The sequence below is a fragment of the Rhizobium ecuadorense genome, assembly GCF_001187535.1.
Lineage (GTDB): Bacteria > Pseudomonadota > Alphaproteobacteria > Rhizobiales > Rhizobiaceae > Rhizobium > Rhizobium ecuadorense.
The window spans coordinates 1-11,167 of sequence record NZ_LFIO01000781.1 but is presented as its reverse complement, the minus strand read 5'-3'; the positions used below and the strand labels follow the sequence as shown (position 1 = coordinate 11,167).

Genomic DNA, 11,167 nt, shown 5'->3' with positions numbered 1-11,167 from the left:
GTATACAACATCACAAAAAACACGATGTCAACGATTACATTTTCGTTGACGCCGGGTTTCATCAGCGTAAGATGATCAAAAATAGGGGGCGCGAAGATGCGTTATTACGGCCCAATTTCTGGTGATCGGGTTATAATTTTGATCGCCCTCGCGTTAAGTATCATAATGCTATTTAACCTGCGCGCGGTTGCCACCTTTGTCGCGTACGAAGGTAATGCTCTAAGCGAAATGCAAAGCAGGCAGGCTGAAGCGAAACTCGCGGCTTTCAGATATTATGTTCTTGGCGACGATGGCCAGGAGACGGCGGTCTTACACCGCTGAAGCATCAGGGACCGCGCGCTCGACAACTCCCCTCGCATTCCAAAGCGGAGCCCTGTCGGGACCATTCGAGGCGGTCAAGGGTATCTCTGCCATCCCTTTGCCGTTTCTCGGAATGCTCGTCGTCATCGCACCGCAGAAAACTGGATGACGACGCGGCACCAATTTGGCGACATCAATGATGACGGCAAACCGGCTGGTATCACCCGCCGGAGCTACGGACGGTCCGAGCAATCTTTTCCTGCGACGTCAGGATTGTCCGTGACAGCTGCACGGCTTGGCCAGCACATGCCTCGAGCTCGGCTGGATCCCCCGACCATTCGCACCATGTACTTGCTGAATCAAGCAGCGCGATTATGGCGCGAACGGTGCGTTTGCTCGGAAGATATCCCATTTCCTCTGCTGCCGTCTCAAACAGCCCGGCACAAAGATCCAGCCAGTAATCGATCTCATGACGGAATTCGATTTCCAGGAACCCTCCGATCCGGTCCATTCGGACAAGGAGATCCCATAGATCGCTTGCGGGATGCGAAATCTGCCGTTTTGCGGCTGTAACAACCAGGGCATCCCAGAACTCGTTGACGCTGCTTGTCTTGTCGATCGCCTCAAGAACGGCGTATCCCCAGTTGCTGTAGTGCCAGCGCAGCGACTCCGCGACGATTTCACTGCGTCCTTCGGGGAAATGAAAATAAATGCTGGAAGCTTTAACGTTAGCTTCCTTGGCGAGTAGCCGCATCGTCACAGCCGAATAACCTTCGAACGTTGCAAGCTTTAAAAACACCTCCAGAATTCGGCGCCGACCCAGGGTCAAGTCGGACCAATCGCGTTGATCCAGATGCTGCTTGAATAGATTGCGCGCGGTCATCACACGAGGCGGAAGGCTCATTACATAATCCTTGCAGTGGCTGACGCAGTGAATGTCGCGACATCATTCAAGTCAACAGGTTGCGGTGGCGCAAGCACCACCGATTGCTGCGATCGATGCCAAACTTGTGAAGGCTCAGCACATCAGTGCTCGACCGAGTGGTCCTTCAGGCTCAGCGACTGCCACGGACTCGAACATCAGAACGGGTCTCGCGCGGCTGTAAGCCATCCGCCATCCATCACATAGGCGCTTCCATGAACGTAATCGGCGTCGTCGCTGCCGAGAAAGGCCGCCAGTTTCGCGATTTCTTCCGGTTGGCACCAGCGACGTGCGGGAACTTTGCTGATTGCAAGATCCATATCGGGCGATGCGGCGTTGTGCTCCGGCAGAGCCAAGGGCGTTGCGGTGGCTCCGGGGCAAATCGCGTTCACGCGGATCCCGCGCGCGCCATATTCGAAGGTCATCTGGCGCGTCAAGCCGATCACGCCGTGCTTGGAAGCGGTGTAAGCCGACCCGCCGCCGGCGGCGCTGAACCCGGACGTCGACGACGTGTTGATGATTGCACCTTTCCCCTGCGAAAGCATATGCGGAATAATGGCGCGGGCCATGAGGAAAGGCCCGGTAAGATTGACGGCCAGAACCCTGTTCCATTCCTCGAGGCTGACCTGGTGGGCAGGAGCATGCCCGTCCAGAATTCCCGCGTTGTTGCAAAGAAGATCGATTCTTTCCCAGCGCTGGATAATTGCTTTGACGGCGCTTTCGACGCTTCCGGCGTCGCTAACGTCTGCCTGCAGCGGATAGGCCTTTTCCGGCGTAGAAAGTTTTTCGACTGTTTCGACAGCGCGAGCCGGATTGACGTCCAGAGCGGCGACGAAGGCGCCCCTGGATACAAATTCCCCGACCATGGCGCGCCCCATTCCGGAGCCTGCGCCTGTGATGACCACCACCTTACCGCTATAATTACTCACGACAGATGTCTTCCTTTTCTGTGTTTGGCGAGGGCGGTTACCAGTCAGATGCACCGCCTGTTTTCCATTAGCTGCTTGAACAGCCTGCCGGGCCTTGCCCGCTTATTGTGATGCTTTCCGGATATTTTCGAGGATTGCCTGATTGACGCTGGCGGCTGCCTCCATTTGCGGCATATGGCCGGTATCTGGCAGGATGCGCAGGGTGAGGTTTGCCGGGAGGGTGCCGGCGTCTGGGACGGGCACGATCTGGTCCTGTTCGCCCCAGATCAGCATGACGGGGCAGTTAAGACCGGCAAGCGGCTCGCGGATCGACAGCAACTGGCCGTCTTGGCCGGCGATGGTGTCGGCGATTGCGGTCAATGCCTCCGGCACGCCTTCGAGACGCTTGAAGCGCAGGGTTCCTTCGACCATGTCGTTGGTGATCTTGGAGGGATCGGCAAACAACTTCTCGAGCACGTTCAGAAGCGGCCGGCGCCGTTCGGCGGCGACGAAGTCGACCAGGAAGTCGCGGCTCATCTGCCGGCTCAAGCCGACCGGCGCGATCAATGTCAGCGAAGCCACGCGCGACGGCTGGGCGGCGGCGATCCGTGCGGCGACGGCGCCGCCGAAGGAATGGCCGACGAGATGGAGCCTGCCGGGCGCGAGATCCTGGACCGCGGCGCTGACGGCCGAGGTTATTTTGGCAAGCACATCACCGTCGACGGGCGACGAGGCGCCGTGCCCCGGCAGATCGACCGCGATCGTCCGGATCGTTTCGGCCAGCGGCGGCTGGTTGAACAGCCAGGTCGACAGATCGCCGCCGAAGCCATGCAGGAACAGGACGACATCGTCGCCCTCGCCGGCTTCGAGCAGGTTGACCGTGCCGCCCTGGACCTCGACGATGCGCGGTGCTGCGCTGCCGGCGTCACCGCCCTCGCCCGAACCCAGCCGGTCGGCATAGGTTTCGATGAAGGCGTCGATCTCTTCAGTGGTCGCGGCATCGTCGGTGATGACGCCGGCCAGGGCGCCGACCGGCGCCGTCGTGCCTTGCTGCAGCACGATGCGCCGCAAGGTGCCGCTTGCCGCCGCCTCCAGGACATTGGTGACTTTGGTCGTCTCGATCTCGAGGATTTCCTGACCGCGGGCGATGATGTCGCCCTCATTGACCATCCATTGGGTGATCGTGCCTTCGGTCATCGTCATTCCCCATTTGGGAACAGTGACAGCTTCGATAAGCGACATGGGCTTTACCTCTTTACGATGGATCTGGCGGCCTTGGCCACGGCGTCGGGCGTCGGCACATAGACGTCTTCGAGATTGGGGGCGTAGGGAACCGGCGTGTGCGGCGCCGTCACGAGCTTGATCGGCGCCTTGAGCGCGTCGAAACATTTGTCGGCAAACAGCGCGGAGATGTCGGTGGCGACGCTGCAGCGCGGATTGGCCTCGTCGACGATGACGATGCGGCCGATCCCTTCGGCGACATCGAGCAGGGTCTCTTCGTCGAGCGGCGAGGTGGTGCGGGGATCGACGACGCAGGCGGAGATGCCGTCGGCCGCAAGCTGGCGGGCCGCTTCCTCGGCGACGCCGACCATCCGTCCGATCGCCACGATCAGCACATCCTTGCCGTCGCGCACCACCCGGGCTTCGCCGAACGGGATGGTATAGGAGGCGTCCGGCACCTCGCCGACGGTGTCGTAAAGCATCTTGTGTTCGAGGAAGATGACCGGGTCGTCGTCACGGATGGCCTGCAGCAGCAGCCCCTTGGCGTCATAGGGATTGGAGGGGATGACGACCTTCAGGCCGGGAATATGGGTGAAGATCGGATAGAGCGCCTGGGTGTGCTGGGAGCCGGAACGGCTGCCGGCGCCATAGGTGGCGCGGATGACGAGCGGCGTCTTGGCGCGGCCGCCGAACATATAGCGGAACTTGGCGGCCTGGTTCATGATCTGGTCGAGGCAGACGCCGGCAAAGTCGACGAACATGATCTCGGCGATCGGGCGCAGGCCGGTCAGGGCCGCGCCGGCGGCGGCGCCGATGAAGGCGGCTTCGCTGATCGGCGTATCGCGGATGCGCTCGGGCCCGAACGCATCGAGCAGCCCGCGGGTGACCCCGAACGGCCCGCCCCAGGCGTCCTTGACGCCGTTGGCGCCGGCGCCGCCTGTCAGATCCTCACCCATCATGATCACGCGCGGGTCACGGGCCATTTCCAAATGGAGCGCCTCGTTGAGGGCCTGGCGGAAGGATTTCTTGGGCATGATCGTCGTCCTTACAGATACTTGACGTAGACGTCGGTGGTCAGAGCCGACAAGGGCGGGAAGGGTGCGGCGCGCGCGGCAGCGACGGCGCGGTCGATTTCGGCGTCAACCGCCCGATCGACGGCGTCGAGTTCGTCCGCCTCGAGCAGCGACACCTCGGCGACCCGTTTGCGGAAGTTGATCAGGCAGTCGCGCTCCCGGCGCATCGCCGCCTTTTCCTCCGGTGTGCGGTAGTTGTCGGGATCGCCGCTATAGTGGCCGTAATAGCGCGGCACATGGACGTGCAGCATCGTCGGCCCGCCACCGTTGCGGGCGCGGGCAACGGCTTGACCGGCCGCCGCATAGACGCTGAACACATCCGTCCCGTCGACCTCGATGGCGGGGATGTCGAAGCTTTCGGCGCGGCGGGTGAAGCTGCCGGCGGAGACATGCTCGTTGGCGGTGGCTTCGCCGAAACCGTTGTCCTCGATGACGAAGACGATCGGCAGCATCCAGATCTTGGCAAGGTTGAAGCTCTCGGACATGACGCCCTCGTTCATCGCGCCGTCTCCGGCAAAGGCGACGGCGACGTTCCTGGTGCCGAGAAGCTTGGCGCTCAGGGCTGCGCCGCAGGTGATCGGCGCGCCTGCCGCGACGATGCCGTTGGCGCCGAGCATGCCCTTGCGCAGGTCGGCGATGTGCTGCGACCCGCCCTTGCCGCCGCAGGTGCCGCTCGCCTTGCCGAACAGTTCCGCCATCATGCTGTCGATATCGACGCCCTTGGCGATCGAATGACCATGGCCGCGATGGGTGGAGGAGATGTAGTCGCCCTCGTCGAGATGCAGGCAGACCCCGACGGCGCTCGCCTCCTCACCGGCATAAAGATGGGTGTTGCCGGGAATGTCGCCGGTCGCCATCTCGTCCATCACCCGCTCCTCGAAGCGGCGGATCATCCGCATGTTGCGGTAGACCTCGATCAGTTTGTCCTGTGGCAACTGCAAACCAGACATTGCTTCCCTCCGTTTCTGATCTCTGCGGCTTGTGTTTATGTCTGCTATTCGAAACATTATCGGCGGTGAAACGGCTGGCTGCGGTCGATCACCGCGACCAACCGCAGCCAGAACAATCCATCCCTCTTGGGTAGGATGGATTGTCGATATGGGTTCACTTGAAAAAGCTCAGGAGTTCACGCACCAGCGCTTCCGGTTGTTCTTCTGCCAGATAGTGGCCGCAGTTTTCGATCGCGGTTCCACGGACATCGGCGGCAATCTTCTGCAATTGTGCGACGAGATCCGGCATTGAGCCTTGATCGGCCCGAACCGCGAGGACCGGCATTTCAAGCTTTCCTTTGGCGGCAAGGTCCCGGTTCTGGTTGGCCGATAACGACACTGCCCTGTAGTAAGCAAGCCCACCCTTCAGGCCGCCGTAAAGGAAAACGCGCAGGTATTCGTCGAAATCACTTTCGGAAAACACCTGCGGATTGGCCGCTTTGCGTTGCAGGAACCAGTTGAGATAGATGTCCTCCCGACCTTCAATGAGCGCCTCCGGCAAGTCGGGGACGTTGTGAAAGGCAACGTGCCACGTGCGCCACGCGACTTCGGGCGACCAAGGCAGAGCATCGGGAAGACTGATGCCGGGGATTCCCGTATCGAGAATGGCCAGACCAAGAACGCTGTTTCCGTAAAGCGCTGCGTAGGGATAGGCGACCCAAGCGCCGATATCATGGGCGACGAGGTAGTGCCGATCGGCACCCAATTTTTCGACAAGGCCTCGCACGATCTTGGCAATGCCTGTCGTATCGCAGCCGCCAACCGGTCGATCTGAATCGCCTTGCCCAGGAAGATCCAGTGCGATGACCCGGTATTTGGAGGCGAGCGCCGGCAGGATTTTGCGCCACGCGTACCAGCTCTGGGGAAATCCGGCGAACAACACGACCACCTCGCCATCTGGGCGCCCTCCACTGACATGGTGCAGCCTGACGCCGTCGACCGTCGAGAAGCCCCGGTCAAATCCCTCGATGCCGCTCATCGGCCAGTCCAGTCTTTCCACCATCGCAGTCTCCTTCTTTAGAAAACTCATCCTCGGGCGGATGACCGCTCCCTTAAGTTTATTCATCGACCTAACGTTCGTTAGATTGATGAGGGAGTGTCGCTCCCTATTCGACGCCTGTCAACCAATAAAGATAGGTATATGTGGTTGTTTTTACTTGCCAATTTGCGGCAGCGACGAACGCTCCTCAAATCGTTTCAAATGAGAACTGCAGGTGGAGTTGGATCGCGGTTTCGAGCACTCGGGGCTACGGACGAATTCGAAGATGGCAATTCATCTTAGCTTGCGGCAACCGCCGCCATTCCCGGGAGTGATGACACGAATGACCTCCCAATCATGGTGTTTCAGCGCGGATTTTCCTGCCGGACCGCCCTGAGGTCAAATCGTCGTTGGCGATGGAGCCTGATAACGCAGTTCTATCAGCTGCGCCGGAAACGGTCGGCATCAACCCGCCAAGCGCCGCTCCCGCATATGTTGCGTGATCAGCAGAATCTATCTCGGGTCATCGAATATGGAGATTTGACGAAAGGCCCCGAAATCGCGAGTTCTTGCACATGTGTGTGCATGAGAACAGGGACGCTTGGTGATGGATAAGCTTGAAACGGTGCTGGATCGTCAGCCGGAGCATATTCGCCACGATGTCAGGACTGGCGCGATCGCCGGGCAGACTTCCGGGTTGGCCCCAGGTTTTGCGCAAGGAAATCTGGTGATCCTGCCAAAGCAGTGGGCGACCGATTTTTTAAGGTTTTGCCTGGAAAATCCCAAGCCATGCCCGTTGCTCGCCGTCGGAAATCCCGGCGATCCGTCCCTCGCCAAGGCCGGTAGGAACATCGACATCCGGTCCGATGTTCCGAGTTACCGGGTTTTCCGCGACGGGCGGCTGGTGGAGGAGATCCCCGATATCCGCCACATCTGGCGGGATGATTTCGTTTCCTTCTTGATCGGCTGTTCGTTTTCCTTCGAGTGGGCTCTCTTGAACGCGGGCATTGCCGTTCGTCATATCGAACTCGGTTCGAATGTACCGATGTACAAGACGAATATAGATTGCGTATCGGCTGGCCCGTTCTCCGGGCAGTTCGTGGTTTCGATGCGACCGATGAAGCCGGCCGATGCCATAAGAGCGATCGAAATTACAGCGGCAATGCCGCAGGTCCATGGGGCGCCGGTGCATTTCGGTGATCCCCTGGCGATTGGGATCAGGGATCTATCCCGTCCCGACTTCGGCGACAGCGTTCCGGTCAAGGAAGGCGAAGTGCCTGTCTTCTGGGCGTGTGGCGTCACGCCGCAGGTGGCTTTGGCGCAGGCCAAACCGCCGATCGCAGTGACTCACAGTCCTGGCTGCATGCTAATCACGGATATCCGCGACGAAGATCTTGTGAGCGGGACGTTCCGGTTCGAGGCACCAGCCCTATAGTGTCAGAATCGCTCTTGCGACAACGGCAGGGAGATTGCCTATCCTATCGCCGAGGCAGTTGCATCCGGTCTCATAGTCGTCAATGGTTAGCCGGTCGTTGCACTGTTGAGAACAGGCGGGCCTGATGATTGACCTGCGCACCTTGGAGACCTTCTGTATCGTGGCTCAGACGGGCGGTTTCCACCGTGCCGCCGAAAAACTCCATACCACGCAGCCGGCTGTTTCCGCGCGCATTGCGCAGCTTGAACAGGAGCTCAAGGTGCGGCTGTTCGAGCGTGACAAGCGGGGCAGCCGTTTAACAGCCAAAGGGCGTGAAATTCTGAAATATGCAGAGCGCATGCTGGCGCTCCGGACCGAGATGGTGCTTTCCGTCGCCGGCGCAAATGCCTTGGAGGGGACCGTGCAGCTCGGTGTCTCGGACACCATCGTCCACACATGGCTGCCGGAATTGCTCAAGCGACTGAACCACGAATACCCGTCCATCACTCTGGAGATCAATGTCGACGGGTCCGCCAACCTCGCAGCCGCTCTTCAGGAAAACAGCATCGATGTCGCCTTCCTCATGGGGCCGGTGATTTCAGGGAGCGTCGCCAATCTGCCGCTTTGTGAATATCCCCTGAACTGGGTGGTTCCGGCGGATTTTCCCTTGGGGCCGCAGGCCGTGACGCTGGAGGAGCTCACCGCATTTCCGATCATCACCTTTGCAAGGCAGACCCAACCTTTTCGGGAACTCACGGAGCTTTTCAACAAGGCACATCAGCAGCGCGTCCGCTTGTTTCCGAACTCCTCGCTGTCTTCGATCGTCCGCATGACGCTTGATGGTATTGGAATTGCCGCCATACCTGTCGAGGTCGTCTCGGATCACCTCGCAAGCGGCAGGCTGCGGGTGCTCACAACTGTCGGCCACACAATGCCGACCATGGCGTTCACGGCAAGCTTTATCAAACGTCCCGAAACGCACTTGAATGGCGTCGTGGCCCAGCTGGCGCAGAAAGTTGCGGGACAATACGGACTGCTTTCGGGTGGTCTTCCAGCCGAAGACCACCCGATCGGTGCCGATTGATCGGTTGCGGCTTTGCCATGGGCAGCCCGTGGCAGTCCTTGCGCCGGGGAGCCTGTGGGCCGGGTCAGGAGATGCGCTGGTACTTGTCCAACTTGACCGATTGGATCCATTGACCGGCGCGGGCGCCGAACGCCTTCATTGACTCGGTATTGTTGTGGACTTCCAGCGATTGCTCGTCCTCCCAGATCTCGTAGAAGACGAACTCGCCCGGGCGCTCTAGCGATTCATGGAGATCATACTGGACGAATCCCGGTTCCGTTTGCGCGATCGGGATCAGGGTGAGGAGCGCCTCGCGAAGCTGCTCATGCTTTCCTTCGTGCGCCGTTACCGTGGCGACAACAACAAGCTTATCTTTCATTCCGCACCTTCCTTTCGATAATGAGAAAACGTGTACGACCACCGCTGCCGTTGGATGTCAGCCCAGTTCGATCGACACGTGGGTTTTGATCGAATTTGCGATGAAGCATCCTTTATGAGCCCGATGATGCAGTCGAGACAGCGTTTCGCGATCGGGCTGTTTCTGCGAACTAAAGGATGTTTTGGGATGGAGAATGATATCCGATACGCAGAAAGTTCCATCCGGGTTCTTCGATACCTTGCCGACGGCATCATCCTCGTAGCTGCTGACGATATAGCCGTTCCCCTCGCAGATCGCCAAGAAGTAGAGCATGTGGCAGCTTGCCAGGGCGTTGACGAGGAGCTGCTCCGGATCGGCAAGATCGCTGTTTCCGAGATAGGCAGACGCGGCAGACACCGCCACCGAGACCTGCGCGCTATATGTCGCCTTATGATCCCGGCTGTAGGTTGCCGGTTGTTGCGCGTGCGGCGCTGCCTTCCATTCGAGGCGGATAGAGTGCTCAGACATGATATCATCCTGATTGTTCGGCTTGGGACGTATTCCCATTGCCAGCCATGGAAAGTTGGGGCGCTGCCGCCTCAATGGCGGCGGCGCCCCTGGTTCGAGCGTGTCAGGCACGCTTAACCAGCTTGCAGCACCGCCACCATCACCTCAGCAATGGCAATGTCAGCATCCACCGGCCCGCCCGAGGCGCCCACTCCTCCGATCACGGTCTTTCCGTCGCGCACCGGCAGGCCGCCACCGAAAACAACGAACGGCCGGCGCCCGCCGAGGGCATCCAGCCCGTAGAGCGCTGCGCCCGGCTGGACCAGGTCCAACCAGTTGCCGGAGGGCGAGCGCAGGGCAAGAGCGGTGTACGCCTTGCCCTGCGCGATTTCGACGGTCGACAGCGCAGCGTCGTCGGCGCGCAGGAAGGCAAGCAGATTGCCGCCGGCATCGACGATCGCCAGGGACGAAGGCTCTCCGAGCTCTCTTGCTTTGGCTGCGCCGGTCTCAAGGGCTTTGAGAGCCGCCTCATGTGTAATCAACTTGATCATGTTCTCGCCTTTCTGTGCTTTCGATCGTTGCCCGCAATCAGTTGTAGATGCCGCCGTCGACGTTGATCGCCTGGGCCGTCACGTAGGAAGCCTCGTCGGAGGCGAGATAGACGAAGAGCGGCGCGACCTCCTGAGGCGTGGCTTGCCGTCCAAGCGGAATGACGATCGGGACCAGCGATTCCTGCTTTTCCCGACCACCGATGAAATCGATGACCGGCTGGTTGAACGGCGTGTCGATCCATCCCGGGCACACGGCATTGACCCGGATACCGTCGCGCGCCAGTTCGATCGCGAGCGTGGTTGTGAGGCCGATGATCGCGGCCTTGGACGAAGAGTAACCGACCAGGCCCGGGGCGCCTCGCTTGCCGGCGAGCGAGGACATCATCACGATGGAAGACTTGCCGGCGGCCCGCAGATGTTTCACCGACTCCCTGGCGAAGATGAAATTGGCGCGGACATTGATGATGAACACCTTATCCCAGTCACGCGTGGAAAAGTCTTCGACCTTGCCGGAAAGCTGGATACCCGCATTCAGGCAGAGCGTGTCCATCCCCTTCATCCAGGCGACCGACTGGTCGATCGCCGCCTTGATTTCGTCTTCCTGCGAAATATCCGCCTTGAAAAACCGGACGCGGTCGCCGAACCGCTTTTCGACTTCGCTGCCCTTGGCAACGTCGATGTCGACCACAGAAACGGTTGCACCCTCGGCAACAAAAGCCTCTAGAATGGCAAGGCCGATATTTGCCACGCCTCCGGTTAGGAGGATGCGCTTTCCTGACAAACGTTGAGACATGGATGTACTCCCGATTTGATGGTTAAGTTCGTTTTGCCGGGCCTTGCCCGCTTATTGTGATGCTTTCCGGATATTTTCGAGGATTGCCT

At 59.9% G+C, this 11,167-nt stretch carries 12 protein-coding genes; 2 read left to right on the top strand and 10 right to left on the bottom strand.

The window, feature by feature from the left end; genetic code table 11:
- Positions 1-520 precede the first annotated feature (520 nt).
- The 6 genes from AF337_RS13915 to AF337_RS13890 form a co-directional block, all read right to left on the bottom strand.
- Positions 521-1,204 (bottom strand): TetR/AcrR family transcriptional regulator, encoded by a 684-nt coding sequence (locus AF337_RS13915; protein WP_049732505.1) that lies wholly within the window; start codon positions 1,202-1,204, stop codon positions 521-523.
- A 176-nt stretch (positions 1,205-1,380) separates the two neighbouring features.
- Entirely contained in the window at positions 1,381-2,130 is a 750-nt protein-coding gene (locus tag AF337_RS13910; RefSeq protein WP_280138850.1) for an SDR family NAD(P)-dependent oxidoreductase, read from the bottom strand.
- Between the two features lie 123 nt (positions 2,131-2,253).
- The gene (locus AF337_RS13905) at positions 2,254-3,372 is read right to left on the bottom strand and encodes an acetoin dehydrogenase dihydrolipoyllysine-residue acetyltransferase subunit (RefSeq protein ID WP_049732503.1); all 1,119 of its coding nucleotides are present in this window, start codon (positions 3,370-3,372) and stop codon (positions 2,254-2,256) included.
- Positions 3,373-3,377: 5 nt separating this feature from the next.
- Positions 3,378-4,385, bottom strand: a complete 1,008-nt coding sequence (locus AF337_RS13900) for an alpha-ketoacid dehydrogenase subunit beta (RefSeq protein WP_049732502.1) — start codon at positions 4,383-4,385, stop codon at positions 3,378-3,380.
- An 11-nt stretch (positions 4,386-4,396) separates the two neighbouring features.
- Positions 4,397-5,374 (bottom strand): thiamine pyrophosphate-dependent dehydrogenase E1 component subunit alpha, encoded by a 978-nt coding sequence (locus AF337_RS13895; protein ID WP_082336810.1) that lies wholly within the window; start codon positions 5,372-5,374, stop codon positions 4,397-4,399.
- A gap of 154 nt (positions 5,375-5,528) precedes the next feature.
- Positions 5,529-6,416, bottom strand: coding sequence for an alpha/beta fold hydrolase (locus AF337_RS13890; RefSeq protein WP_049732501.1), 888 nt, complete (start codon positions 6,414-6,416; stop codon positions 5,529-5,531).
- 583 nt (positions 6,417-6,999) lie between these two features.
- On the opposite strand from AF337_RS13890, the gene AF337_RS13885 reads away from it, so the two are divergent.
- Entirely contained in the window at positions 7,000-7,827 is an 828-nt protein-coding gene (locus AF337_RS13885) for a putative hydro-lyase (protein ID WP_049732500.1), read from the top strand.
- 124 nt (positions 7,828-7,951) lie between these two features.
- Positions 7,952-8,890: a LysR family transcriptional regulator gene (locus AF337_RS13880; protein ID WP_063844332.1), complete on the top strand. Its 939-nt coding sequence runs from the start codon at positions 7,952-7,954 to the stop codon at positions 8,888-8,890.
- A 64-nt stretch (positions 8,891-8,954) separates the two neighbouring features.
- Here AF337_RS13880 and AF337_RS13875 read toward each other — a convergent pair whose 3' ends face one another.
- Genes AF337_RS13875 through AF337_RS13860 form a run of 4 tightly spaced genes read right to left on the bottom strand, consistent with a single transcriptional unit; the run spans position 8,955 to position 11,078 of the window.
- The gene (locus AF337_RS13875) at positions 8,955-9,248 is read right to left on the bottom strand and encodes a putative quinol monooxygenase (protein WP_049732499.1); all 294 of its coding nucleotides are present in this window, start codon (positions 9,246-9,248) and stop codon (positions 8,955-8,957) included.
- A 57-nt stretch (positions 9,249-9,305) separates the two neighbouring features.
- Positions 9,306-9,866, bottom strand: coding sequence for an OsmC family protein (locus AF337_RS13870; protein WP_244471253.1), 561 nt, complete (start codon positions 9,864-9,866; stop codon positions 9,306-9,308).
- A gap of 2 nt (positions 9,867-9,868) precedes the next feature.
- Positions 9,869-10,285, bottom strand: a complete 417-nt coding sequence (locus AF337_RS13865; RefSeq protein WP_049732498.1) for a GlcG/HbpS family heme-binding protein — start codon at positions 10,283-10,285, stop codon at positions 9,869-9,871.
- A 37-nt stretch (positions 10,286-10,322) separates the two neighbouring features.
- Positions 10,323-11,078 carry an SDR family NAD(P)-dependent oxidoreductase gene (locus AF337_RS13860; protein WP_049732497.1) on the bottom strand — a complete coding sequence of 252 codons (756 nt, stop codon included), beginning with the start codon at positions 11,076-11,078 and terminating at the stop codon, positions 10,323-10,325.
- Positions 11,079-11,167: the final 89 nt, after the last annotated feature.

Coding starts and splice junctions, on each gene's coding strand:
- AF337_RS13915 (WP_049732505.1), bottom strand. CDS start 1,204: ATGAGCCTTCCGCCTCGTGTGATGACCGCGCGCAATCTATTCAAGCAG.
- AF337_RS13905 (WP_049732503.1), bottom strand. CDS start 3,372: ATGTCGCTTATCGAAGCTGTCACTGTTCCCAAATGGGGAATGACGATG.
- AF337_RS13900 (WP_049732502.1), bottom strand. CDS start 4,385: ATGCCCAAGAAATCCTTCCGCCAGGCCCTCAACGAGGCGCTCCATTTG.
- AF337_RS13895 (WP_082336810.1), bottom strand. CDS start 5,374: ATGTCTGGTTTGCAGTTGCCACAGGACAAACTGATCGAGGTCTACCGC.
- AF337_RS13890 (WP_049732501.1), bottom strand. CDS start 6,416: ATGGTGGAAAGACTGGACTGGCCGATGAGCGGCATCGAGGGATTTGAC.
- AF337_RS13885 (WP_049732500.1), top strand. CDS start 7,000: ATGGATAAGCTTGAAACGGTGCTGGATCGTCAGCCGGAGCATATTCGC.
- AF337_RS13880 (WP_063844332.1), top strand. CDS start 7,952: ATGATTGACCTGCGCACCTTGGAGACCTTCTGTATCGTGGCTCAGACG.
- AF337_RS13875 (WP_049732499.1), bottom strand. CDS start 9,248: ATGAAAGATAAGCTTGTTGTTGTCGCCACGGTAACGGCGCACGAAGGA.
- AF337_RS13865 (WP_049732498.1), bottom strand. CDS start 10,285: ATGATCAAGTTGATTACACATGAGGCGGCTCTCAAAGCCCTTGAGACC.
- AF337_RS13860 (WP_049732497.1), bottom strand. CDS start 11,078: ATGTCTCAACGTTTGTCAGGAAAGCGCATCCTCCTAACCGGAGGCGTG.